We start from the raw sequence: 22,515 nt of genomic DNA on the forward strand, positions 1-22,515 counted from the left end.
CTCAACCAGAACCGGTTGTCGAAAATCTCGAAGTTTCAGAAACACCAAAGTCGAGCCAACCTTCTCAACCAGAACCGGTTGTCGAAAATCTCGAAGTTTCAGAAACACCAAAGTCGAGCCAACCTTCTCAACCAGAACCGATTGTCGAAAATCTAGAAGTTTCAGAAACACCAAAGTCGAGCCAACCTTCTCAACCAGAACCGATTGTCGAAAATCTCGAAGTTTTAGAAACACCAAAGTCGAGCCAACCTTCTCAACTAGAATCCCAACCAGTTGTAAAAAATCGGCCACTTAAAAAAAAGCCACAACCGAGTAGCGATTCTCGACCAGAACAGCCACCTCTTGCCAAAAAGCGACAAATAGAAAAAAAGCAAAAGGATAGAGACGACAGCGAAAAACCAGCCGCAGGCGAATCAGAATGAACCAATTACCAATGGCCAATTACCCATTCCCAATTCCTAAAGGTTAGTAATGATTAGTAATATTATCGCAATTTACCGCAAAGAACTACAAAGCTATTTTGCCTCGCCATTAGCCTATGCCATCGCAGCAGTCTTTTGGCTAATCACCGGCTACTTTTTAATAGCCATCCTCCTCGCCCCCGACGGGTTAATTCCCCAAATCGGCCAGCGAGACCAAATGGGAATTACCGAACCTCCCATCGACGTTGCTTACGAATTCCTGCAACTCTTTCTGCGAATCATGGGTTCCCTTTCCTTGTTCGTACTACCCGCACTCTCAATGGGACTTTACGCTGAAGAACGCAAACGGGGCACCTTAGAACTATTAGCCACATCGCCCTTAACAAACTGGGCAGTTGCTACCGGCAAACTCCTGGGAGTTTTAACATTTTATACCACAATGTTGCTGCCCCTGCTGTTCTGCGAGGCGATCGTCCTCAGTTCCTCAACCCCACCCGTACCCCCCGGAGTTCTTCTGCTAGGACACGCCGGCTTAATATTACTAGCAGCAGGAGTATTGTCCCTAGGAATGTTTATTTCCTCCCTCACCGACAGCACAATTTTATCCGCCATCCTCACCTTCGCTCTAGTATTATTTCTCTGGGTGATCGATGCAGCCGCCGTCGGTATCGGTGGCCCTTTCGGAACAGCATTAGGACATTTGTCCCTACTAACAAATTACACCAATCTTGTCAAGGGAGTTTTCGATACCAGCAGTTTAATTATGTTGGCCAGTTACATCATTTTAGGAGTATTTCTGACCGCCCAATCCATCGATGCTTTGCGATATCAGCGTTCTTAAAAGCATCAGGGAAGGCTTCGGAGAATAAAGAAGAAAGAGTGGGAAAGTAAGAGATTGGGAGAGTTGCACATTAAAGGAAAAACCACCACTTCCCAATTCGCAATGCCCAATGCCCAATGCCCAATGGCCAATGCCCAATTCCCAGTTCCCAATTAATGTTAGTTATTCCACTAATTACTTGAAAGAATGAGATTTATCAATCCCAAAATCGACTTTGCGTTCAAAAAAATATTCGGTTCCAGCGACAGCAAAGACATCCTGATTAATTTTTTAAACGCCATCCTTTATGAAGCACAGCCGGTCATCGAAGACTTAGAAATAATCGAGTCCCCGCCAGAAACTCCAACTCTCGGAGTCCAAGACACACACCTAGATGTCAAAGCCACAATTAACGGCGACAGAATCGCCCTAGTTGAAATTCAACTGATCAACGTGCCTTCCTTTGGGAACAGAGTTTTGTACAACGCTGCCAAAAGCTACAGCCAGCAATTAACAGGAAAAGAACGCTACGAAAGACTAAAAACAGTAATTTCCTTGAAAATTACAGACTTTGAAATGTTTGAAAATCAGCCGGAATTTATGTCACGGTTTGTTTTCCAAGAAAAAGAGCAACAGTTTGAGTGTCCAGATACTGAAATAGAATTAGTATTTATCGAACTGCCAAAATTTAGCAAGGAATTAGCAGAATTAGAAACAAGTGCCGAGCAATGGATTTACTTTCTCGAAAATACCAGCAATCTGGAGACAGTACCAGAAACACTCAGTGCAGTTCCAGAAATTCAGAAAGCTTTTAGAATTGCCAGCGAGGAAAACTTCACTCAGCAAGAATTAAATGAATTGCAGAAGCAAGAACTGTGGATTCAAGACCAGCAGATTGCCATAGAGGTAGCAAGAGAACAGGTGACAAAAACCGCTCAACTTTCGTTAATATTGCGTCAGCTAGTGCGGCGTTTAGGCACAATACAACCGGAAACCGAAAACTGCATCCGTGAATTAGGCGTAGAGCAATTAGAAGAACTAGGAGATGCCGTGCTGGACTTCAACAATCAGTCAGATTTAACAGCATGGTTGCAGGCTAATGCGATATAGAATAACATCCTCGAAGCGGAATTTTCTCACTCAATATTTACCTTATGAAAATTAGCAAAAAAAATTGGAAATACGTTTTTTTGCTGGGCCCCCTCCTCATCGCAGCGGGGGTAACAGCAGCACTTGTATCTGGAGTATGGGACCCCCTGACAGTCGGTTTAGTGATTGCCGGAGCAGTGACGATCGCACTTTGGCTGCTATATTTGAGTTACGAACAAAGCTTTTGGGGGCAGCGTTCCACTCAAGCCAGCACCAACGCCCTGATTGCTACCCTCGCCGTCATTGTGATTCTCGGAGTAATTAACTTCATAGCAGTTCGCTATCCCGTCCGCCTCGACTTAACCGAAAGCCAACAATTTACCCTCGCCCCGCAGACTCAACAAATACTGCGAAACCTGCAACAAACAGTCAAAGTTTGGGTGTTTGACCCCACCCAAAATCCCCAAATCAAAGAATTGCTGCAAAGCTACAAACGCGAGGGAGGCGAAAAGTTCCAATTTGAGTTTGTTGACCCGCTAGCCCAACCGGGAAAAGCGCGGGAATTTAGCATTACCAGCGTCGGAGAAGTTTACCTGCAATCCGGTGACAAAAAACAGGTACTGCAAAAAGGCGGCACTGCTTTTGGTAGCGACCCGAATCAAGGGCTTTCAGAGATAAAACTTACCAATGGCTTAGAAGAAATCCTCAGCACTCGCGTTGCTACAGTTTACTTTTTGCAAGGCAAAGGAGCCCGCCCGATAAAGGAAGGTCAAGGCGGAATTCAGCAAGCTGAAAAAGCTCTGAAAGATAAATACTACAACGCCCAAACGCTGAATTTGACCGAACGCAAAGAAGTGCCAGAAGATGCAGATGCTTTAATCGTTCCGGGGCAGGACAAACCGTTTTCCGATACAGAAATTAAAGCACTAAAAGCTTATCTCGATCGCGGTGGCAGTTTATTGTTAATGGTAGACCCGGCAACTGATACGGGATTGGACAAGTTGCTGCAAGAATGGGGCGTAAAACTAGACACCCGTTTGGCCATCGATGCTTCGGGTACTGGTCAAAGATTTGGCCTCGGCCCCACGGTTCCCACAGTCAGGCGCTACGGCGAACATCCGATTACTCAAAGTTTTGGCACAGGCATTTCTTTCTATCCGTTTGCGCGTGCTTTGGAAACCTCGCCCGTAGAAGGGATAGAGGAAAAACCGCTGATTTGGACGAGTCAAGAAAGTTGGGCGGAAAGCGATTTGACGACTAAGAAATTGGAGTTCGATCAGAAGACCGATCGACAAGGCCCCCTATTATTAGGTGTAGCTTTAGTTCGATCGTCCACTGACAGCACTCCCTTAAAGCCCTCACCTTCACCTTCACCAACTTCGCCCTCGCCTTCACCCCAAGCATCACCGACAACTTCGCCCTCGCCTTCACCCCAAGCATCACCGACAGATTCCCCATCGCCGACAGATTCCCCATCGCCGACAGATTCTCCATCGCCGACAGATTCCCCATCGCCGACAGATTCACCATCGCCGACAGATTCACCGTCGCCAACTACTTCGCCATCGCCGACAACTTCACCGTCGCCAACAACTTCACCATCGCCAACAACTTCGCCATCGCCAACAACTTCACCATCGCCAACAACTTCGCCATCGCCAACTACTTCACCATCGCCAACAACTTCACCATCGCCAACAACTTCGCCATCGCCAACAACTTCACCATCGCCAACAACTTCGCCCTCGCCGACAACTTCACCAACAGCTTCCCCAATCAGCTATTCGGTGATTGTCTCGCAAGAAGCTACGCCTCCTGTATTACCGACGACTTCGCCAACACCGGCAGCATCTCCGACAGCATATCCCACAGCATATCCAGAAAGTTCGCCAATACCGACAGAATCTCCCACAGCATCTCCCACACCGACACCAGAAACATCTCCCACAGAATCTCCCACAACATCTCCCAGTCCAAAGTCAACTCCTTCCGCGCCTTCAACTCCTAGAAAAACATCGCGAATGGTAGTAATTGGCACATCTCAATTTGTGACTAACGGTTGGTTTGACCAACAACTCAATAGCGACGTGTTTATCAATTCAGTCAGTTGGTTGAGTAAACCAGACCAGCAAAGCTTTTCTATCAGTCCGAAAAAAGCTACCAACCGCCGCATTAACATGACGCCCATCCAAATAGGATTGCTGGTTTTAGCTTGGCTAATTTGGCCTTTACTCGGACTGGGAATTGGCGGCGCTATCTGGTGGAAGAGAAGATAAGTTAGTTGACTGTTGTCAGTTGACAGTTGACAGTTGACAGTTGACAGTTGTCATTTGTCATTTGTTAATCCTTTGCTGTGGCTAATAACAAATAACCAATAACATTAATCAACAGTCAACAGTCAACAGTCAACAATGCCCAATGCCCAATGCCCAATGCCCAATGCCCAATGCCGAATTCGCTGTTACTATGAAATTGCAGAAAAATACATTAGTATTGATAGCCGTCGCGCTGAGCATGACGGGGTTGGTTGCTTTGTTCGAGATGCAAGTATCTCCGAAACAGGAAGCCGCTAAGGAAGAAAAACAGAAAATTTTTGCTTTTAACTCCGATCGCATACAATTCTTTACAGTCAAAACTCCCGAAAAAATATTGACCTTTGAGCGAGTTTATGCTACAAAAGGAGGCAAGTCTAGCTGGGAAATGAAATTGCCAGTGCAAGCACACGCAAGTCAGGCATCGGTGGATTTTTTGCTCGACAGGCTCGCCACAGGAAAGAGCGATCGCACGATTAATATTACTGCTGCTCAACTGCCAGAATTCGGTCTCGACCAACCCCAAGCTACAGTCACCGTAAAGCTGGACAACCAGGAAACTCACCGCCTAGTTTTAGGCAAAACAGACTTTAGCGGCCGCTTCTTGTACGCTCAAGCCAATCCGCCGGAAGCGCCCCCTCAAAATTCCGCCCAAAATTTGTCCGTGCTGCTAGTGCCTTTTGACTTTAAAAATGCCGTCCAGCGACCTTTGTCAGAGTGGAAAAAAGCAGAAGAACCCAAAACAGACAAACCGCAAAAACCATCTCCCACGCCAAGTCCTGAGAATAAATAGATGGCCGTTGGATCTGAGATGTTGCACCATTCTCAATAAGCCTTTTATGAACAGGCAAGATGGCTGTTCCACAAAGAGTGAATTTTCTTGTGGAACACCCATCTTGCCTGTGGCTGACAATGGTGCACTCTGGGATAGAATTTAAAGAACCAATCCCAAAACCTGTTACATCCAACATTCCTCACCTAAAATACAGAAAAGTCTAAACTTAAACTGTATTTAAGTGGCGTGCATTACCCCCAGGAAAGGGCGAATATGTTTCAGACAGCACTCAACCAAGGTACGACAGCAACGGATACAGCGCTTGACGTTGAACTCCGCAAGGTCTTTAAGGTATTTAACGGCGAAACCGCAGTCCGCGGAGTTGACCTCAACATCCGCCAAGGAGAATTTTTTAGCATCCTCGGGCCTAGCGGCTGCGGCAAGACTACGACCCTGCGGTTAATCGCTGGGTTCGAGACTCCCTCGGCGGGCGAATTGATGATTCGGGGCCAGTCGATGACCAACACTCCAGCTTACCGCCGTCCGGTAAATACTGTGTTTCAAAGCTATGCTTTGTTCGGACACATGAATGTCTGGGACAATATTGCTTTTGGATTGCGGATAAAAAAGCTGGGGAAAGCAGAAATTGAAGAACGGGTACGGGAAGTTTTGCAATTGGTGAAAATGGAATCTTTCGCCAACAGGTTTCCCGGTCAAATGTCAGGCGGCCAGCAGCAGCGGGTGGCTTTGGCGAGAGCTCTGGTAAATCGACCGGCGGTTTTGCTGCTGGACGAACCTCTGGGTGCTCTGGATTTAAAGTTGCGGAAGCAGATGCAGTTGGAACTGTCGAATTTGCATCAAGAATTGGGTTTGACTTTTGTGATGGTGACTCACGACCAAGAAGAGGCGATGAGTCTGTCTGACCGGATTGCGGTGATGCACGAGGGGAGGATCGAGCAAATTGGCTCTCCTGAAGAAATTTATGAGTGCCCGCAGACGGCTTTTGTGGCGGATTTTATTGGCGATACGAATTTGTTTTCTGGTACGGTGGAGTCGATCGACCGATCGACTATCACAGTTCGCACATCAGCCAATCTGAAAATAGTCGTTCAGCAGTCGGATATGTGGAGTGGTGTCACAGGCGACTCTGTTGTGGTCAGCGTTCGGCCGGAAAAAGTATATTTGAATCTCTACGAGCCGGAAGTGTCGGTCAACTGTTTTGAAGGGCGGCTCAAAAATACTATGTACATGGGCACGCACGTTCATTACGTGGTTGAGTTGGCGTCGGGCGATAAAATTACTGTACGCCAGCCAAATACCGGCGGTTCTTTCCCAGATCCGCACACGCCGATTTACGCTTATTGGGGAACTACTGATTGTCTCGCTTTGACCGATCGAGCATAATTACGAAGGAAGTTCGGCAACGAACGCGCGATCGAGATTTAACGGATGTCACGGAGGTCGGGAAGTTCGGCAACGAACAGTGTACGGGATTTAACCGATTTAACGGATGGATGTTGCAGGGAAGTTCGGTAACGAGCAGTGTACGGGATTTAACCGATTTAATCTAATTTCCCAATCCCTAATTGCCCAATCTAAAATCTAAAATCTAAAATCGAATTTCCCAATCCCCAATTCCCCAATCTAAAATCTAAAATCTAAAATCTAAAATCTAACTGTGCCTCCGACTAACTTACCAATTTCCAGGATTTTTCCGGCTAATTCTACACGCCGTCAGTTCCTAAAAAATTCGGCGGCGACAATTTCCGGGTTAGCTGCTTCGAGTTGCGGCTGGCGACTTGCAGACGTACAATCTGCTCCTGCCGTCAAAGGTTCTGCCGACCAACTTTTCATCTATACTTGGGCAGGCTATACCGATGAAGCTTTGCTCGATCGCTTTGCCGAAAAAACCGGCATTCGCGTAGTGGCTGACGTGTTTAGCTCCAACGAAGAGATGCTGGCGAGAGTTCAAGCCGGTGGCGCGCGCGCCTACAGCATCATTTACCCGTCGGACTACATGGTGGTTCAAATGACGGAACTCGGGCTGTTGAGCCCATTAGACCACTCGATTTTGGGCGGGCTCGATCGGCTCAGAAAACAGTTCCAAAACCCTGTTTATGACCCAGGAAACCGCTACAGCGTGCCTTTGAGTTGGGGAACAACAGGCTTGATTTACAACACCGAACAACTCAAAGAAGCTCCTGAAGATTGGGAGTATTTGTGGCAGCACAAACAGGAGTTAGCAAAGCGAATGACGCTGGCGAGTGATGTTCGAGAAGTCATGGGCGCTGCGTTGCGGATGCTGGGCTATTCTCTGAATTCTACGAACCAAGAGCAAGTGAAACAAGCTTACGAAAAGTTGGTGGAACTCAAACCGGCGATCGCATCTTTTACTACTGATGCTTGGCGGCCTCAAATGCTGACGGGGGATTTGAAGGTAGCTATGTGTTATTCTTCTGATGCTAATGAAGTAATTTCAGATAACGATAAATTGAAGTATGTCGTCCCCAAAAGCGGTTCTTCTCTGTGGACTGACACTTTAGTAATTCCTAAAGGTTCTCCCAATCCCGAAGCAGCTTATAAATGGATTAACTTTATGCTGCAACCCGATGTCGCTGCTTCTTTAGTAGAGCGGCTCAGTTTTTCAACTCCTTCGGAAGATGCTTTTAGTTTGTTGCCCCCGGAAGTTCGCGAAAACGACATTCTTTTTCCTTCGGAAGCTGTTTTGAAAAAGTGCGAAGGTGTGGCTCCGGTCGGCAAATTTATGGAAGTGTACGATCGCTATTGGACTCAATTAACCAGCGGCTAATCATCAAAACTAGGGCGGGTTTTACAGGCAATCTCTGATTCTTACCCAATATATACATCAACCTGCCCCCCTAAAGCAGAGCGCCCACTCTATCCGTATTATATCCGCGTTAACCCGCGTTCATCAGCGGTTAAAAACTCAAAACAATTGATCTATGGCTGTTTCAACTAGAACTCCCCCTCCTATTCCTCCCAATTCTCCTTTGAAGGCTGAAACTGTTTCCCCGTGGTCTGCTTGGGCTGGGCCACTGGCATTGCTCGGCCCTTCTGGCTTGTTGCTGCTTTTATTATTAGTCATACCAACTTTGGTGATTTTTCAGCTTAGTTTGGTGCCGAATATTAAGCCGGGAGATTTGGTGAATCCTTCGGGAATCGGCAATTACCTGAGAGTGTTTGAGCCGCTGAATTTACAGGTGATGGGTCGATCTCTCTTTTTCGCAACGGGGACTACTATTCTGTGTTTGCTGCTGGGATTTCCCGTCGCTTACTGGATCGCCCTCAATGTCTCGAAAAAGTGGCGGAATTTAACTTTGTTAGGCTTTGTGTTGCCGCTGTGGACTTCTTCGCTGTTGCGATCGTATGCTTGGATTACAATTTTGCGTCCTACGGGTGTTCTCAACTCGCTCCTGGGACTTTTGGGCATCCCTCCTTTAGAATTGCTCAATCAAAGTTCCGCAGTTCTAATCGGCATGGCTTACAGTTATTTGCCTTATATCGTGACAATTCTCTACGCATCTTTGGAAAAGTTAGACCGCAGGTTGCTAGAAGCATCTCAGGATTTGGGTGCGAATCCAGTGGAAACTTTCTGGAAAGTGACAGTACCTCAGACTATGCCGGGAATTGCTGCGGGTTCTTTGCTAGTATTTATTAGCAGTTTGGGCGATTTTGTCGATCCGGAGTTGCTCGGTGGAGCTTCGAGTATGACGGCGGCTCGTTTGATTTACAATCAGTTTTTGGGGGCCACTCAAAATTGGGGGCTGGGTTCGGCTCTGAGTATGGTATTAATCTTTGCAGTGAGTATCGGAATTGCCCTTTTGCTCAAATATGGCGATCGTAATGCAATTTAGGATGTTAAAGGAAGAAGGAAGAAGGAAGAAGGAAGAAGGAAGAAAACAATCCTAACCTATTACCAATTACCGATTACCAATTACCGATTACCGAGAAATGGAAAATACCGCCGACCATCCACAGGAGGAAATACAAGCCGATATGTACTTAAAACCTAAATTTAAGGTTTCTTGGCAGGTAATATTTGCCGTTTTGATGTTTTTTTATATGTACCTGCCCATCCTGGTACTCACATTTTACAGCTTTAACAAATCGCGTTTTAGCGCCGGCTGGGAAGGATTTACTTTAGATTGGTACGTTAAATTATTTAGCGATACGCGGATTTTAGTTGCCCTGAGAAACAGTTTAACAGTGGCTGTTTGTGCAGTTGCAATCTCGGCGGTACTCGGCACTTTGATGGCAGTTGGTTTAGCCCGCTACCGCTTTCCTGGCAAGAGTTTATATCAGGGAGTCTCCTACTTGCCGATTATTATTCCAGATATTGCTACCGCAGTTGCTACTCTGGTATTTTTAGCAGCGCTGGCTATTCCTCTGAGTTTGTGGACAATTGTCGCCGCTCACATTGTGTTTTGTCTGGCTTACATCGCTCTAGCTGTTTCTACTAGATTGGCCGATTTAAACCCGTATTTAGAAGAGGCTGCCTTGGATTTGGGTGCAACGCCTGTTGAAGCTTTTATTCAGGTTTTGCTCCCTCAATTAATACCCGGAATTGTTTCCGGTTGTCTGCTGTCTTTTGTCCTCAGCATGGACGATTTTTTGATTGCGAGTTTTACCGCAGGTAGCGGGACTACAACTCTGCCGATGGAAATTTTTAGCCGGATTCGGACTGGAGTGAAACCTGATATTAATGCTCTCAGCGTGCTGTTGATAGTAGGTTCGGGAGGATTGGCATTTTTAGCGGAATATTTGCGCGGCCGGGGCGAGCAAAAACGGACTCATTAGTCATTGGTCATTGGTCATTGGTTATTACTCACCAAAAAACCCGGTTTCTTTGAGAAACCGGGTTTCTGAGGCGGTAATGTACGCAGTTGAAACCCTACAGAGGTTGTGGGTCTAGGACTGAATTGCTGCTATTTTGCTGCTGGTAATTTCACCTTAGTAGCCAAACCTAGTGCTTCCATGACTTGAATTGTCATCCAAGTGAAGTCAATTTCCCACCATTTCATACCGTGACGCGCAGAGTATTGAAAAGCGTGGTGGTTGTTGTGCCAGCCTTCGCCGTAAGTCAAAACCGCAACCCACCAACAGTTAGTAGAACTATCTTCGGTTTCGTAAGTGCGGTAGCCAAATTTGTGAGTGGCGCTGTTAACAAACCAAGTGCAGTGATATACCGCAACTAAGCGGACAAAAATTACCCAAACTACAAAAGGCCAGCCTGCTGCTAAGTAAAGCAACACGCCAAATGCGATTTGAATGGGGAGAAAGTAGTTTTGCAAAAACTGGTAAAAGGGGTCGCTCGAAATGTCTTTTGTGCAGCGAGAAATTTCAGCGTGAGCTGGACCTTTATATAGCATCCAGCCGAGGTGACTCCACCAAAAACCCTTTTGGGCATTGTGAGGGTCGAGCGCATTTTGGTCAGAGTTGGTGTGGTGCAATCGGTGCAGCCCAACCCAATCAATTATTCCTCCTTGACAGGCAAGGGCTCCGCAAAATGCTAGAAAGTATTCTACGAATTTTGGTGTCTGAAAACTGCGGTGGGTGAGCATTCGATGCCATCCGAGAGTTATTCCCAAACCGCCGGTTATCCAGTGCATGAATACTGTTAAACCAACTGCTGTCCAATTGAAGTTACTGGGTAGCAGTGCGAACAAAGCGCCGATATGAAGTCCTGCTAAACTAATAACGTGCTTCCAATTGTATTGGAGTTTTTCTTGCGTTGCAATTGTCATTCTCTTTTTGATTTCTGATGAGATGCCGAGCTGAATTCACGCATAATAGTTTGGATTGAACAGTGAACTTTTTTGCTGCACTCTTGCCCAAACTAATAAAGAATCAATGATAGATTTTGGATTAGGATTGAAAAAGATTTACCGTTGTATTTTGAAAATAAAAAATTTGGCTGCCAAACAAAATTTTTTGTTCCCAACTCTATTATAACTGATTCTGGTTTTGGTTGGGTCGATCGCACCAGGGGATTCGATCTTTGTTCAACCCAACCTCTACCGATCGCAAAAACACGATTAGGCATTGGTCACGAGCCATTAGTCCAGACCTGATGACCGACAACCAATGACTAATTGCCGATCGCTATTTTTCGGCTAATTTCACTTTGGTTGCCAAACCAAGTGCTTGAAGCAGTTGAATTGTCATCCAGGTGAAGTCGATTTCCCACCATTGGAGGCCGTGTCGAGCCGAGTATTGAAAGGCGTGGTGGTTGTTGTGCCAGCCTTCGCCGTAGGTGAGCAGGGCAACCCACCAGCAGTTCGTCGATCCATCGCCCGACTCGTAGGTGCGGTAGCCAAATTTGTGGGTAGCGCTGTTAACCAGCCAAGTGCAGTGGAACACCACCACGATCCGCATAAACACGCCCCAAACCACGAAAGACCAGCCGCCTAATAAATAAAGCAACACACCGAAGACGACTTGGATGGGGATAAAATATGCTTGGAGAAACTTGTATACTGGGTCGTCGCCGATGTCTTTAGTAAAGCGCGGGATTTCCACTCTGATGGGGAGATCCGACAGCATCCAGCCCATGTGGCTCCACCAGAAGCCTTGATTGGAATCGTGGGGATCTGTTTCGGTGTCGGAATGTATGTGGTGTAACCGGTGCATTCCTACCCAGTCGATCGGGCCACCTTCACAGGAAAGAGTACCGCAAATAACTAGAAAATACTCTAGCCATTTCGGTGTTTGAAAACTGCGGTGGGTGACTAGGCGGTGATATCCGAGAGTAATTCCTAAACCACCTGTTACCCAATGCAGAAAGACTGCTAGCCCAACCGCAGACCAGCTAAAGTTACCAGGCAGCAAAGCAAATAAAGCACCGATGTGCAGAAAGGCCATAAAGCCTACGACAGGCCAATCAGGAGAAGTTTTTTTGGAAGTTGCAATCGTCATGAATATATTATGTTTACAAACTAGGGGCCGCATCTACGCCATAATGAACAGCGCGCACGCAACTGGTGAGCGAGGTATAGATGAATAGCGTTTCACGGCTACAGGAAGCAGAACAGGCACTCTTTCAGATTTTTTCTGGTATTGACACGACAGTCAAGCAAAATCTTCAACGAGTCTTAAAAGCTTTTCGCAGCCACCGGGTTGGAGTCCACCATTTTGCAGGGGTTACGGGTTACGGCCACGATGATTTGGGTCGAGAGACTTTGGACGGGTTATTTGCCGAAGTGGTAGGGGCAGAGGCCGCGGCTGTCCGGGTACAGTTTGTTTCGGGTACTCACGCGATCGCCTGTGCTCTTTTTGGCATCCTGCGTCCTGGTGACGAAATGTTGGCAGTGGCTGGTTCTCCCTACGATACTTTAGAAGAAGTGATCGGCTTGCGAGGGCAAGGTCAAGGTTCACTGATTGAGTTTGGCATTAGTTACCGTGAGTTGCCTCTAACTCGGGAAGGAAGTTTGGATTGGCAGGCATTGAGCTCTACTATTTCAGCAAAGACTCGCCTGGTTTTTATCCAGCGCTCTTGCGGCTATTCTTGGCGGTGCAGTTTGTCTATTTCTGAGATTGAAAAAATCGTCGCCGTAGTCAAACATCAGAATCCTAACACAATTTGCTTTGTTGATAATTGTTACGGGGAGTTTGTCGAGGATTGCGAACCTACTGCTGTGGGTGCGGATCTGATGGCTGGTTCTTTAATCAAAAATCCGGGGGGTACGATCGTCCCTGCTGGGGGTTACGTTGCCGGCAGGGCTGATTTGGTGGAGGCGGCAACTTGTCGCTTGACGGCACCGGGAATTGGCAGCAGTGGGGGCGCGACTTTTGACTTGAATCGCTTGCTGTTTCAGGGTCTTTTTTTGGCTCCCGGGTTGGTGGGAGAGGCGATCAAAGGAAATCATTTAACGGCTTATGTTTTTTATAAGTTGGGTTATCGAGTGAATCCTATGCCTTTGGCTAGAAGACGAGATGTGATTCAGGCGATCGAATTTGGTTCGGCTGATAAGTTAATTGCTTTTTGTCGGGCGGTTCAGCAAAATTCCCCCGTCGGTTCCTATTTAGATCCGGTGCCGGCTCCGATGCACGGGTATGAAAGTCAGTTAGTGATGGCTGGGGGTACTTTTATTGATGGGAGTACGTCGGAGTTTTCGGCTGACGGGCCTCTCCGGGAGCCTTACGTGGCTTTTTGTCAGGGGGGGACTCATTGGACTCATGTATCGATCGCTCTTGAGGATGCGATCGAGGCTGTGGGCCCAGCTAAGTAAGTTGTAGGGGCGGTGCGGTATGGGGGCTCCCTGGGTTTGCAGGGTGATTTTTGAGGATTTTTTGACCGCAGATGCAGGCAGATTGACGCTGATGAACGCAGATTAGAAGATGTATCCGGGATCGGCTGCTGGGAGTTGGCTCGCCTTCGCTCGCGCCGGAACCGGTACACAGGATCGGAGTTAAAATTAATATCGCTGTATTTGCGAGTTTACTCCGCATTTTTAAGTGCTTGAATATCGCCTTGCATAATTATGCTGACATTGCGCGAAATCTTTTCTATTTCCCAATCCCACCACCTAATTTCTAATAGTTGTGCAACTTCACCATCGCTAAAACGCTGTTTGATTGGATGTGCGGGGTTTCCACCGACAACGGTGTAAGCGGGAATGTCTTTTACTACAACGGATTTGGCGGCAATGACGGCACCATCGCCGATTTTGACTCCAGGCATAATCAGGGATTCATAGCCGATCCAAACATCATTGCCAATGACGGTATCGCCTTTACTTGGCAGTTCCATTAATAAATTCATGGCTGTTTCCCAACCATTCCCAAAAACAGGAAAAGGATAAGTTGAAATCCCGTCTAGTTTGTGATTGGCACCGTTCATGATGAATTTGACGCTGGTGGCGATCGCACAAAATTTACCAATAATTAATTTGTCGTTTCCGTAGTTATAAAGTACATTTTTTTCAAAGTTTTCTGGATCTATTGGATCGTCGTAATATGAGTAATCACCGACGATAATGTTGGGGGATTTAATAAAGTTTTTGATGAAGCATACGCGCCGCTGATCGACCATCGGATAAGGTCGGTTTGGATCGGGCCCAATTCCTGCCATAAGTTTCCATCCTTATTCGTTAAGCTGCTGGATTGATGTAGTGTTAATTCGAGTGAGGTTTGCTTCTGCTTCAGTAACATAGAGTAAGAGAGTTTGTCAAGGGGTAGACGAGGAATTTTGGGTCGATCGCCCTGCAAGAAATGAGACAAAATGGTAAAAGCCAACGTCCATCCGCGTTCCGAAGCCGTTAAAAATCCCAAATTAATATTAAAGAAGCGATCGCAGTGAGATAATTTATGAGAGTACGAACCTACGAAATCGGTGATACCCAACAAATTGTAAAACTGTTTTACGACACCGTACACGAAGTAAACATCCGCGATTACACAAAAGCACAAGTAGATGCTTGGGCGCCAGCAGATATCGATATAGAAACTTGGGCTAAAAGTTTAAGCAGTAAATTTACTTTCGTAGCAGAAGAGGGTGATCAAATTGCAGGTTTTGGGGAATTAGAAGCAAGCGGCCATATCGATCGCTTTTACTGTCATCAAGATTTTCAAAGGCAAGGAGTCGGCAGGCTAATTTTAAAACAAATTGAGTCAAAAGCCAAAGACTTAGGAATTAACAAGTTATTTACCGAAGCCAGCATTACAGCTCGACCTTTTTTTGAAAGCCAGGGATTTATTGTGATTAGAAAACAAGAAGTAGAACGCAGAGGACAAAAACTCATCAACTTTCCCATGCAAAAAAATATATAAACAACGATTTGTGTAAAATTAGATCGAAGAGTTTTACAGAGGAGTTGCGATGGTGACAGAAGCTACAAATGTGGTGGGCGGAAAGTTAGAGACTTGCTGCACGTCGCCGATGACGGGCTATTATCGAGACGGCAAATGCAATACAGGTGGTGGCGACTTTGGGGCTCACACTGTTTGTGCTCAACTGACAGAAGAGTTTTTGCAATTCACTAAATCGAACGGAAATGATTTGAGCACTCCGGTTCCCGAATTTAACTTTCCCGGTTTGAAGCCTGGGGATTGCTGGTGTTTGTGCGCCTCTCGCTGGAAGGAAGCAATGGATGCAGGAGTTGCGCCGCCTGTGGTTTTGGCTGCGACTCACGCCTTGACTTTGGAATACGTTTCTTTGGATGAATTGAAGCAGCACGCTGCTGATTTGTAGGAGGATGTTGGTGTGCGATCGCTTTTAGTCAATAAGGGCGATCGTCTTTTTCTGATGAACATCAAGTCAATGGATTTGAGATTTTAGATCGATCGCCACTCAAATATTTAAGTGCGATCTCGTCATTTCGAGGTTTTACTATTAGATGAACTTACGGCTTTACTCGATCCTGATTCTCACTTAAATTTGGTGCCCGCGGTGCAGCGTTTGGTCAAAAATTGCGGGCTGACGGCTTTGTGGGTGACTCATGGTTTGGATGAGTTGAATTATTGCGAGGGGCTTTTTTGTTGGAAAAGTGTGGAGTGCTCGATCGGGCCTATCCAGCAAGGTTCAAGCAGCGGTTGATGCAAATTTAGGAAGTTTAGCGGCTGAAGTGTGGGCAGAATTAGCGATCGCATTTCATCGGACGTGATATTAAAGGTAAAACAAGGATGACTAACGGGACTTAGACAAAAACTGAAGCCATTTTGGCTTCAAACGCAGATAGAGAAATACTTTTAGCTCAAATGGCCATGAATCTAGTTAGACCAACGGTTTCAGAGATTTTTAGGTTATAGACCTCTTTGCATCGTCTAGATGGGATTTCAACTCCTAAAGGGGCTGGAAAATGTTTAAGTCTTACTAAAAATCTTGCTGTGTAAGTCTTCTTCCTTCTTCCTTCTATTTAACGATCGCGATCACGACACTGTATAATCCTGTGAAGGCTATTTTGAGCCACCAGGGTCATTAAACAACAAAACTTCATATTTTTCCTTATGTTAGACGCTAAAACTCTATTTCAAGAAACCTACTATCTGGCTAAAAACCCAGAGGTAGCAGCCGCTCTAGCCAAAGGGAACTTCCAAAACGGATTTGAACACTTCACCCAATTCGGTCAATTTGAGGGTCGCAACCCTAGCGCCCTATTCGATACTAATTATTATCTCCTAAATAACCCTGAGGTTGCCACCGCTGTCAACAGCAAAGCTACCACAGCAATACAACACTTCATTAATTTTGGAGAATCAGAAGGCCGCAATCCTAGCCCATTCTATAACAACAGCTATTATCTAGGGAAAAATCTCGATGTTGCTGCGGCTGTCGATCGCGATGAAATTACTGGTATTGGTCACTTCATCCAATTTGGTGAATCGGAAAACCGCAGTCCTAGCCCTTTATATAACGATAGCTATTATCTGGGAAAAAACCCAGATATTACTGCTGCTGTTGAGCGCGACGAACTCACTGGCATTGAACACTTTATCAAGTTTGGCGCTGCTGAAGGGCGAGATGTCACCCCATTTATTAAGTCTGGTGACTCAACCTTGCCAAATGGCATTGCTTCTGGAGATACCACCCAAACTTCAACGGTTTTGTGGACTCGCAGCACAGTTCTTGGTAATGTTGTCTTTGAATACTCCACAGATCCAAACTTCAGTAACAGTCTCGGCACTCTCACAGATACCGTCACCGATGTTACCGTACCCGTGAAAGCCGAACTGACGAATTTAAAGCCTGGTACTCAATATTTTTATCGAGTGCGTGATGCCGCTGGCACTTCAGCAGTTGGGCAATTCCGCACTGCTGCTGAGTTGGGAACTCGCCAGGGTTTACGATTTGGGGTAGCAGGCGACTGGCAAGGTCAACTTACTCCTTTCCCGGCGATCGCAAATGCGCCGGAACGCAATCTCGACTTTTTTGTTCGCCTCGGCGACAGCGCTTATGTAGACGATCTATCGCCGGATTTGCCGGGAGTCAGACAACCTAAAACTTTTGAAGAGTTTAGCACCAAGCACAATGAAGTCTACGCTCAACGTTATGGCCTCAATACCTGGGCTGATTTGCAGGCTTCTACCAGCATCTATGCTAGCTGGGATGACCACGAGCTCACGAATGATTTTGCCGGGGGTGCAACACCTAGCGAGTCACCGCAAAAAGAAGGAATTTTTGGGACGGGGGGAGGCTTTGTCAATGATACGCCTGTATTTGACACAGGTTTACAAGCATTTCAAGCCTACAATCCCGTGCGAGATGATTTTTATGGCAATACGGGCGACTCTCGCACTGCTAATGAGCAGAAACTTTATCGTTACAATACCTTCGGCAGTGATGCAGCTACATTTGTGTTAGACTTGCGCTCTTTCCGAGATAATTCTTTGAAAAGTATTCCAGAAACTTCCGACCAAGCTACTGTTAATAAGTTTCTCAATGATGCCTTTACGCCCAATCGCACGCTGTTAGGAGGGGCGCAACTTCAGGATTTGAAAAATGACTTGCTGAAATCTCAACAAAATGGCATCACTTGGAAGTTTATTATGTCAAGCGATCCGATCCAAAATTTTGGTATTCCGGTTGCAGGCGATCGCTGGGAAGGTTATGCAGCTGAACGAACAGATTTGCTGCGTTTCATCAAAGAAAATAACATCAAAAATGTGGTCTTTGCGACCGGAGATTTTCACGGATATGTGGTGAATAATGTCACCTATCAAGAAGCCGCAGGTCAGCCGCAAATCCCTACGGATGTTATTGATGTAATGACCAGTCCTGTTGCTATTCAGTTGAACATCGGGCAAGGGCCGTTTGCCGCCCCCTTTGGCCCCGCAACAGTTGCTTTTACGCCCACCGCCTTGCTGCCACAATCGGAAAAAGATCGCTATAATGCCTTGCCGACAAGGGAAGAAAAAGATGCCTTTGTCCGCAATATTCTGGATACTCGGACAGCGCCGCTAGGATACGATCCAGTTGGTTTGGAAGGTTCTGGGATTGACGCTAGACTGATTCAGGGAGAGTATTTAGGAGTGCATACCTACGGCTGGAATGAGTTTGAAGTTGCTCCTGAGAGTCAGCAGTTGCGGGTAATAACTTATGGTATTGAACCTTACACGCAGTCGCAACTTGATGCTAATCCCAGTGCGATTATTAATCGAAAGCCGTTTATTGTCAGTGAGTTTGTTGTTAATCCTAAGTGATTAAATAGACTTCTTGCAAAAATATCCAGGCGATGGAAATCGCGGTGACACAAACTAAGTCCGCCTACGCGGACTTTCAAAGCATAATTAGGGTGATTTGTGTCATAATTTTGTACCTCTAATTTTCGGAACTGTAAAGTTTTATGGATTAGGTTCTGGTTCCCATTGACAGATATACTCTGGCTTGAGAGGGCAAGTTTTGGGAGCAATTAGATTTCCACTGAGGACGAGCGAAGTTAGGTTAGTCAAAGATTCTAGCGGTTTGGTATCGCTGATTTTATTGTTTCTGAGGTCGAGAATAGCCAGGTTAATCAACGATTCTAGGGGTTTGATGTCACTGATTTCATTGTTATTGAGGAAGAGCGAATACAGTTTAGTCAAAGATTCTAGCGGTTTGATATCGCTGATTTTATTGTTTCTGAGGTCGAGAGTAGTCAATTTAATCAAAGATTCTAGGGGTTTGATGTCACTGATTTTATTGTTTCTGAGGTAGAGTTCAGTCAGGTTAGTCAAAGATTCTAGCGGTTTGATGTCGCTGATTTCATTGTTGAAGAGAGCGATATCAGTCAGGTTAGTCAAAGATTCTAGGGGTTTGATGTCGCTGATTTTATTGTTGTCGAGACCGAGATCCATCAGATTAGTCAAGGATTCTAGCAGTTTGATCTCGCTGATTTTATTGTTTCCGAGATCGAGCCAAACCAGGTTAGTCAAGGATTCTAGGGGTTTGATGTCGCTGATTTGATTGTTGGTGAGGAACAAAAAATTCAGGTTAGTCAAGGATTGTAAAGGTTTGATGTCGCTGATTTGAGAGTTGAAGAGGCTGAGCGTAGTTAGGTTAGTCAAAGATTCTAAGGATTTGATGTCACTAAGTGGATTATTACTGACATCGAGCGAAGTCAGGTTAGTCAAAGATTCTAGTGGTTTGATATCGTTGATTTTATTGTTGTTGAAGGTGAGCGAAGTCAGGTTAGTCAAAGATTCTAGCGGTTTGATATCGCTGATTTTATTGTTGGTGAGGTCGAGCTTAGTCAGTTTAGTCAAAGATTCTAGCGGTTTGATGTTGCTGATTTGATTTCCGTAGAGGTTGAGTTCCGTGAGACTAGAAAGTTTCTGAGAAGCGCGATCGCACTCAGTAGTCCCTGCTTCCTTCAACAGCACATCAACAGTATGTTTAACTTCAGGAGTCAAAGAAGCGCGATCGCGACACCAATCAGCAAATGTTCGTCTACTGTTTCCCGATCGCGTTTCTGCGGCCTTGGCAGAGAGTCCACTTCCAGATAATGCTAGAAGCACACAACAAGTAAGTGCGATCGACTTTGGTAACTTCATTTGTTTGTGTGCAACTATGAGTGTCATAATCTTGTACCTCTAATTTCCCCAACAGTAAAGTTTGAGCATTTAATTTAAGGGTTCCCACTTACAGATAGACTCTGGCGAAAGAGGGCAAGTTTTGGGAGCGATCGGATTTCCGCTGAGGTAGAGATCAGTCAGTTTAGTCAAAGATTCGAGCGGTTTGATGCCCTTGATTTGATTGTTATTGAGGAAGAGAGTTGTCAGGTTACTCAAAGATTCCAAGGGTTGGATGTCGCTGATTTGATTGTTCTGGAGGTCGAGCCCAGTCAGGTTAGTCAAGGATTCTAGCGGTTTGAGGTTGCCCAGAAGATTGTTGCCGAGGGCGAGCCGAGTCAGGTTAGTCAAGGATTCGAGCGGTTTAATGTCGCCCAGAAGATTTGTTTGGAGGAAGAGCAAAGTCAGGTTAGTCAAGAATTCGAGCGGTTTAATGTCGCTGATAGAATTGTTGCTGAGGAAGAGCAAAGTCAGGTTAGTCAAGGATTCGAGCGGTTTAATGTCGCTGATAGAATTGTTGCTGAGGAAGAGAGCAGTCAGGTTAGTCAAGGATTCGAGCGGTTTAATGTCGCTGATAGAATTGTTGCTGAGGTCGAGCACAGTCAGGTTAGTCAAGGATTCGAGCGGTTTAATGTCGCTGATTTTATTGTCGCTGAGGTCGAGTTCAGGCAGGTTAGTCAAAGATTGTAAGGGTTTTATGTCGCCCAGAAGATTGTTGTGGAGGTCGAGCTCAGTCAGGCTAGTCAAGGATTCTAGCGGTTTGATGTCCCTGATTTGATTGTTTCTGAGCCAGAGCGTAGTTAGGTTAGTCAAGGATTGCAAAGGTTTGATGTTGCCCAGAAGATTGTCGTTGATAAAGAGAATAGTTAGGTTAGTCAAGGATTGCAAAGGTTTGAGGTCGCTGATTTGATTGTTGTCGAGGCTGAGCCCAGTCAGGTTAGTCAAGGATTCTAGGGGTTTGATATCGCTGATTTCATTGTTGTAGAGGTTTAACTGAGTCAGGTTAGTCAAAGATTCTAGGGGTTTGATATCGCCCAGAAGATTGTTGGCGAGGTTAAGTTCCTTCAGGTTAGTCAAGGATTCTAGCGGTTTGATGTCGCTGATTTCATTGTCGTAGAGAGCGAGTTCGGTGAGCATCGAAAGTTTCCGATCTGCCGCATCGCACTCAGTAGTTTCAGCTTTCTCCAAAAGTACCTCAACAGTATGTTTAGCTTCAGGGCTCAAATCAGCTTTTTGGCGACACCAATCGGCAAATGTTCGTCTACTATTTCCCGATCGCGTTTCTGCAGCCTTCGCCGACACTCCATTTCCAGATAATGCTAGGATCGCACAACAAGCAAGTGCGATCGACTTTCGTAACTTCATGTGTTTGTGTGCAACTAGGAGTGCCATAATCTTGTACCTCTAATTTCCTCAACAGTAAAGTTTGAGCATTTAATTTCAGGGTTCCCAATTACATATAGACTCTGGCTTGAGGGGGCAAGTTTTGGGAGCGATCGGATTTCCGCTGAGGTCGAGGTTAGCCAGTTTAGTCAAAGATTCGAGCGGTTTGATGCCGTTGATTTGATTGTCTCTGAGGATGAGAGTTGCCAGGTTACTCAAAGATTCCAAGGGTTGGATGTCGCTGATTTTATTGTCGCTGAGGTCGAGCAAAGTCAGGTTAGTCAAGGATTGTAGCGGTTTGATGTCGCTGATTTGATTGTTGTCGAGGCCGAGCCCAGTCAGGTTAGTCAAGGATTCTAGCGGTTTAATGTCGCCCAGAAGATTTGTTGAGAGGTCGAGCAAAGTCAGGTTAGTCAAGGATTCTAGCGGTTTAATGTCGCTGATTTTATTGGTGTAGAGCCAGAGATCTTTCAGGTTAGTCAAGGATTCTAGGGGTTTAATGTCGCTGATTTTATTGTTGCCGAGCAAGAGCAAAGTCAGTTTAGTCAAGGATTCGAGCGGTTTAATGTCGCTGATTTTATTGTTGGTGAGGTCGAGCACAGTCAGGTTAGTCAAGGATTCGAGCGGTTTAATGTCGCTGATTTTATTGTCGCTGAGGTCGAGTTCAAACAGGTTAGTCAAAGATTGTAAGGGTTTGATGTCGCCCAGAAGATTGTTGTCGAGGTCGAGCAAAGTCAGGCTAGTCAAGGATTCTAGCGGTTTGATGTCGCTGATTTGATTGTTCTGGAGCTCGAGCGTAGTTAGGTTAGTCAAGGATTGCAAAGGTTTGATGTCGCTGATTTCATTGTCGTGGAGAGCGAGTTCGGTGAGAATCGAAAGTTTCTGATTAGCCGCATCGCACTCAGTAGTCTCAGCTTTCTGCAACAGCACCTCAACAGTATGTTTAGCTTCAGGACTCAAGGAAGCTTTTTGGCGACACCAATCGGCAAATGTTCGTCTACTGTTTCCCGGTTGCGTTTCTGCGGCCTTGGCAGACAGTCCATTTCCCGATAATGCTAGGATCGCACAACAAGTAAGTGCGATCGACTTTTGTAAATTCATCTGTTTGTGTGCAACTATGAGTGTCATAATCTTGTACCTCTAATTTTCTCCACTGTATAAAACAAAGACACTGCCTTACCGTGTCCCTGCAAAACATCTATTAAAAAC

19 protein-coding genes and 2 pseudogenes are annotated in these 22,515 nt (G+C 45.8%); 15 read left to right on the forward strand and 6 right to left on the reverse strand.

From position 1 onward, the window contains the following. The 10 genes and pseudogenes from QUA71_RS25280 to QUA71_RS25325 all read left to right on the forward strand — a co-directional run. Positions 1–422 (forward strand): annotated as a pseudogene (locus QUA71_RS25280) (ATP-binding cassette domain-containing protein); the annotation flags it as partial. Between the two features lie 49 nt (positions 423–471). Then, positions 472–1,263 carry an ABC transporter permease gene (locus QUA71_RS25285; protein ID WP_190663106.1) on the forward strand — a complete coding sequence of 264 codons (792 nt, stop codon included), beginning with the start codon at positions 472–474 and terminating at the stop codon, positions 1,261–1,263. Positions 1,264–1,449: 186 nt separating this feature from the next. Further along, entirely contained in the window at positions 1,450–2,352 is a 903-nt protein-coding gene (locus tag QUA71_RS25290; protein WP_333289304.1) for an Rpn family recombination-promoting nuclease/putative transposase, read from the forward strand. 44 nt (positions 2,353–2,396) lie between these two features. Beyond that, complete coding sequence (locus QUA71_RS25295; RefSeq protein WP_333289306.1) at positions 2,397–4,607, forward strand: Gldg family protein; 2,211 nt, start codon at positions 2,397–2,399, stop codon at positions 4,605–4,607. Positions 4,608–4,770: 163 nt separating this feature from the next. Next, the gene (locus QUA71_RS25300) at positions 4,771–5,436 is read left to right on the forward strand and encodes a DUF4340 domain-containing protein (RefSeq protein WP_333289308.1); all 666 of its coding nucleotides are present in this window, start codon (positions 4,771–4,773) and stop codon (positions 5,434–5,436) included. 255 nt (positions 5,437–5,691) lie between these two features. Beyond that, positions 5,692–6,822 carry an ABC transporter ATP-binding protein gene (locus tag QUA71_RS25305; RefSeq protein ID WP_190663102.1) on the forward strand — a complete coding sequence of 377 codons (1,131 nt, stop codon included), beginning with the start codon at positions 5,692–5,694 and terminating at the stop codon, positions 6,820–6,822. Next, positions 6,795–6,989 carry a hypothetical protein gene (locus QUA71_RS25310; protein ID WP_190663101.1) on the forward strand — a complete coding sequence of 65 codons (195 nt, stop codon included), beginning with the start codon at positions 6,795–6,797 and terminating at the stop codon, positions 6,987–6,989. The genes QUA71_RS25305 and QUA71_RS25310 overlap by 28 nt, the downstream gene beginning before the upstream one ends. A 107-nt stretch (positions 6,990–7,096) precedes the next feature. Continuing rightward, a complete protein-coding gene (locus QUA71_RS25315; RefSeq protein ID WP_333289310.1) occupies positions 7,097–8,227 on the forward strand; it encodes an extracellular solute-binding protein in 1,131 nt (376 codons plus the stop codon). 154 nt (positions 8,228–8,381) lie between these two features. Beyond that, positions 8,382–9,293 (forward strand): ABC transporter permease, encoded by a 912-nt coding sequence (locus QUA71_RS25320; protein ID WP_333137887.1) that lies wholly within the window; start codon positions 8,382–8,384, stop codon positions 9,291–9,293. A 97-nt stretch (positions 9,294–9,390) separates the two neighbouring features. Next, positions 9,391–10,236 carry an ABC transporter permease gene (locus QUA71_RS25325; RefSeq protein ID WP_333216484.1) on the forward strand — a complete coding sequence of 282 codons (846 nt, stop codon included), beginning with the start codon at positions 9,391–9,393 and terminating at the stop codon, positions 10,234–10,236. 128 nt (positions 10,237–10,364) lie between these two features. On the opposite strand, the gene QUA71_RS25330 is transcribed toward QUA71_RS25325, so the two are convergent. Both QUA71_RS25330 and QUA71_RS25335 read right to left on the reverse strand, forming a co-directional pair. Continuing rightward, on the reverse strand, positions 10,365–11,183 hold the full coding sequence (locus QUA71_RS25330) for a fatty acid desaturase (protein ID WP_190663097.1): 819 nt from the start codon (positions 11,181–11,183) through the stop codon (positions 10,365–10,367). Between the two features lie 358 nt (positions 11,184–11,541). Continuing rightward, positions 11,542–12,354, reverse strand: a complete 813-nt coding sequence (locus QUA71_RS25335) for an acyl-CoA desaturase (RefSeq protein WP_190663096.1) — start codon at positions 12,352–12,354, stop codon at positions 11,542–11,544. Positions 12,355–12,434: 80 nt separating this feature from the next. Here QUA71_RS25335 and QUA71_RS25340 point away from each other — a divergent pair, with 80 nt between their 5' ends. Further along, positions 12,435–13,667 carry an aminotransferase class I/II-fold pyridoxal phosphate-dependent enzyme gene (locus QUA71_RS25340; RefSeq protein WP_333289312.1) on the forward strand — a complete coding sequence of 411 codons (1,233 nt, stop codon included), beginning with the start codon at positions 12,435–12,437 and terminating at the stop codon, positions 13,665–13,667. Between the two features lie 209 nt (positions 13,668–13,876). Here the strand turns inward: QUA71_RS25340 and QUA71_RS25345 are convergent, their stop codons facing one another. Continuing rightward, positions 13,877–14,509 (reverse strand): Vat family streptogramin A O-acetyltransferase, encoded by a 633-nt coding sequence (locus tag QUA71_RS25345; RefSeq protein ID WP_333289314.1) that lies wholly within the window; start codon positions 14,507–14,509, stop codon positions 13,877–13,879. 236 nt (positions 14,510–14,745) lie between these two features. Here QUA71_RS25345 and QUA71_RS25350 point away from each other — a divergent pair, with 236 nt between their 5' ends. The 4 genes and pseudogenes from QUA71_RS25350 (at position 14,746) to QUA71_RS25365 (ending at position 18,576) form a co-directional block, all read left to right on the forward strand. Beyond that, complete coding sequence (locus QUA71_RS25350; RefSeq protein WP_333289316.1) at positions 14,746–15,207, forward strand: GNAT family N-acetyltransferase; 462 nt, start codon at positions 14,746–14,748, stop codon at positions 15,205–15,207. A gap of 49 nt (positions 15,208–15,256) precedes the next feature. Beyond that, a complete protein-coding gene (locus QUA71_RS25355) occupies positions 15,257–15,628 on the forward strand; it encodes a DUF2237 domain-containing protein (RefSeq protein ID WP_333169875.1) in 372 nt (123 codons plus the stop codon). 117 nt (positions 15,629–15,745) lie between these two features. Beyond that, positions 15,746–15,984: pseudogene (locus QUA71_RS25360) on the forward strand (ABC transporter ATP-binding protein); the annotation flags it as partial. 399 nt (positions 15,985–16,383) lie between these two features. After that, a complete protein-coding gene (locus QUA71_RS25365; protein ID WP_333289318.1) occupies positions 16,384–18,576 on the forward strand; it encodes an alkaline phosphatase D family protein in 2,193 nt (730 codons plus the stop codon). Positions 18,577–18,717: 141 nt separating this feature from the next. Here the strand turns inward: QUA71_RS25365 and QUA71_RS25370 are convergent, their stop codons facing one another. The 3 genes from QUA71_RS25370 to QUA71_RS25380 are packed head-to-tail and all read right to left on the reverse strand — an operon-like array spanning position 18,718 to position 22,434. Continuing rightward, positions 18,718–19,932: a leucine-rich repeat domain-containing protein gene (locus QUA71_RS25370; RefSeq protein WP_333289320.1), complete on the reverse strand. Its 1,215-nt coding sequence runs from the start codon at positions 19,930–19,932 to the stop codon at positions 18,718–18,720. A 42-nt stretch (positions 19,933–19,974) separates the two neighbouring features. After that, positions 19,975–21,315 carry a leucine-rich repeat domain-containing protein gene (locus tag QUA71_RS25375; protein WP_333289322.1) on the reverse strand — a complete coding sequence of 447 codons (1,341 nt, stop codon included), beginning with the start codon at positions 21,313–21,315 and terminating at the stop codon, positions 19,975–19,977. Positions 21,316–21,363: 48 nt separating this feature from the next. Beyond that, a complete protein-coding gene (locus QUA71_RS25380; protein ID WP_333289324.1) occupies positions 21,364–22,434 on the reverse strand; it encodes a leucine-rich repeat domain-containing protein in 1,071 nt (356 codons plus the stop codon). Positions 22,435–22,515: the final 81 nt, after the last annotated feature.

The sequence above is a fragment of the Microcoleus sp. MON1_C5 genome (assembly GCF_036701875.1).
Taxonomy (GTDB): domain Bacteria; phylum Cyanobacteriota; class Cyanobacteriia; order Cyanobacteriales; family Microcoleaceae; genus Microcoleus.

What these genes read in the sequence shown, in the direction of transcription:
- QUA71_RS25285 (WP_190663106.1), top strand. Translation starts at nt 472, where the DNA reads ATGATTAGTAATATTATCGCAATTTACCGCAAAGAACTACAAAGCTAT.
- QUA71_RS25290 (WP_333289304.1), top strand. Translation starts at nt 1,450, where the DNA reads ATGAGATTTATCAATCCCAAAATCGACTTTGCGTTCAAAAAAATATTC.
- QUA71_RS25295 (WP_333289306.1), top strand. Translation starts at nt 2,397, where the DNA reads ATGAAAATTAGCAAAAAAAATTGGAAATACGTTTTTTTGCTGGGCCCC.
- QUA71_RS25300 (WP_333289308.1), top strand. Translation starts at nt 4,771, where the DNA reads ATGCCCAATGCCGAATTCGCTGTTACTATGAAATTGCAGAAAAATACA.
- QUA71_RS25305 (WP_190663102.1), top strand. Translation starts at nt 5,692, where the DNA reads ATGTTTCAGACAGCACTCAACCAAGGTACGACAGCAACGGATACAGCG.
- QUA71_RS25320 (WP_333137887.1), top strand. Translation starts at nt 8,382, where the DNA reads ATGGCTGTTTCAACTAGAACTCCCCCTCCTATTCCTCCCAATTCTCCT.
- QUA71_RS25325 (WP_333216484.1), top strand. Translation starts at nt 9,391, where the DNA reads ATGGAAAATACCGCCGACCATCCACAGGAGGAAATACAAGCCGATATG.
- QUA71_RS25330 (WP_190663097.1), bottom strand. Translation starts at nt 11,183, where the DNA reads ATGACAATTGCAACGCAAGAAAAACTCCAATACAATTGGAAGCACGTT.
- QUA71_RS25335 (WP_190663096.1), bottom strand. Translation starts at nt 12,354, where the DNA reads ATGACGATTGCAACTTCCAAAAAAACTTCTCCTGATTGGCCTGTCGTA.
- QUA71_RS25340 (WP_333289312.1), top strand. Translation starts at nt 12,435, where the DNA reads ATGAATAGCGTTTCACGGCTACAGGAAGCAGAACAGGCACTCTTTCAG.
- QUA71_RS25345 (WP_333289314.1), bottom strand. Translation starts at nt 14,509, where the DNA reads ATGGCAGGAATTGGGCCCGATCCAAACCGACCTTATCCGATGGTCGAT.
- QUA71_RS25350 (WP_333289316.1), top strand. Translation starts at nt 14,746, where the DNA reads ATGAGAGTACGAACCTACGAAATCGGTGATACCCAACAAATTGTAAAA.
- QUA71_RS25355 (WP_333169875.1), top strand. Translation starts at nt 15,257, where the DNA reads ATGGTGACAGAAGCTACAAATGTGGTGGGCGGAAAGTTAGAGACTTGC.
- QUA71_RS25365 (WP_333289318.1), top strand. Translation starts at nt 16,384, where the DNA reads ATGTTAGACGCTAAAACTCTATTTCAAGAAACCTACTATCTGGCTAAA.
- QUA71_RS25370 (WP_333289320.1), bottom strand. Translation starts at nt 19,932, where the DNA reads ATGACACTCATAGTTGCACACAAACAAATGAAGTTACCAAAGTCGATC.
- QUA71_RS25375 (WP_333289322.1), bottom strand. Translation starts at nt 21,315, where the DNA reads ATGGCACTCCTAGTTGCACACAAACACATGAAGTTACGAAAGTCGATC.
- QUA71_RS25380 (WP_333289324.1), bottom strand. Translation starts at nt 22,434, where the DNA reads ATGACACTCATAGTTGCACACAAACAGATGAATTTACAAAAGTCGATC.